At 60.0% G+C, this 1,445-nt stretch carries 1 protein-coding gene; it reads left to right on the plus strand.

What is annotated here, in order from left to right:
* The first annotated feature begins 277 nt into the window (after nucleotides 1-277).
* The gene (gene sfnG / locus QMX91_RS31105; RefSeq protein WP_282413907.1) at nucleotides 278-1,360 is read left to right on the plus strand and encodes a dimethylsulfone monooxygenase SfnG; all 1,083 of its coding nucleotides are present in this window, start codon (nucleotides 278-280) and stop codon (nucleotides 1,358-1,360) included.
* The last annotated feature ends 85 nt before the right edge of the window (nucleotides 1,361-1,445 follow it).

Here is a 1,445-nt window from a genome sequence, read left to right on the forward strand (position 1 = left end):
CCTGTATCCGGCTTTTGCGGCGACCCGTCGGACGCCTTCGCGAGCAAGCCCGCTCCCACATTCTGGAACGCATTCAACCTGTGGGAGCGGGCTTGCTCGCGAAGAGGTCGGCTCAGGCACCGCCTGTTCAACTGTTGCTCCCCCAACACCTCGACAACAAATCACCCTCCAACAATGCAACTCCATCAGCCTCAAGCCCAATAAAACCGGCCCTCTGGACGCTGGCACGCTTGCTGCTCTGTCCCATTGACCTTCCCAATGTCCCGAGGACACGCCAATGAGCAAGCAAGCCGTGAAATTCGCCTACTGGGTGCCGAACGTCAGTGGCGGCCTGGTGGTCAGCAAAATCGAGCAGCGCACCGACTGGGGCATCGACTACAACCGCAAACTGGCGCAACTCGCCGAAGCGGCCGGGTTCGAGTACGCCCTGACGCAGATCCGCTTTACCGCCGGTTACGGTGCCGAGTTCCAGCATGAGTCGGTGGCGTTCAGTCATGCGCTGCTGGCCGCCACCAGCAAACTCAAGGTGATCGCGGCGATTCTGCCGGGGCCTTGGCAACCGGCGCTGGCAGCCAAGCAGTTGGCGACCATCGATCAACTCACCAACGGCCGGATTGCGGTCAATATCGTCAGCGGTTGGTTCAAGGGCGAATTCCAGGCCATCGGCGAACATTGGCTGGAACACGACGAGCGCTATCGGCGTTCCGAGGAATTCATCCGCTCGCTGCGCGGGATCTGGAGCCAGGATAACTTCAGCTTTCGCGGCGACTTCTACCGCTTCGACAATTACAGCCTCAAACCGAAACCGCTGGGCCGCCCGGAGATCTTTCAGGGCGGTAGTTCCCGTGCGGCTAGGGACATGGCGGCGCGGGTCTCGGACTGGTATTTCACCAACGGCAACAGCGTCGAAGGGATCAAGGCGCAGGTCGATGACATCCGGGCCAAAGCGGCAGCCAACAATCACTCGGTGAAGATCGGCGTCAACGCCTTCGTGATTGCTCGCGACACTGAAGAAGAAGCGCGCGCGGTACTGGCGCAGATCATCGACCAGGCTGACCCGGACGCGGTCAACGCTTTCGGTGACGCAGCGAAACAGGCGGGCAGGGCATCACCGGAGGGTGAGGGCAACTGGGCGAAATCGACGTTCGAGGATCTGGTGCAATACAACGATGGCTTCAAGACCAACCTGATCGGCACGCCACAGCAGATTGCCGAGCGGATTGTGGCGTTGAAAGCGGTGGGGGTGGATCTGGTGTTGGCGGGGTTTCTGCACTTTCAGGAGGAGGTGGAGTATTTCGGCAAGCGGGTGTTGCCGTTGGTGCGGGAACTGGAGGTTGAAAAGACTGCCGCAGTAGCCTGAAACACCACAAAAACCTGTAGGAGTGAGCCTGCTCGCGATTGCGTATGAACAGTCAATATTCAGGCTGACTGACACACCGCTATCG

The sequence above is a fragment of the Pseudomonas sp. PS01299 genome, assembly GCF_029960145.1.
In the GTDB taxonomy this organism is placed as follows: domain Bacteria; phylum Pseudomonadota; class Gammaproteobacteria; order Pseudomonadales; family Pseudomonadaceae; genus Aquipseudomonas; species Aquipseudomonas putida_A.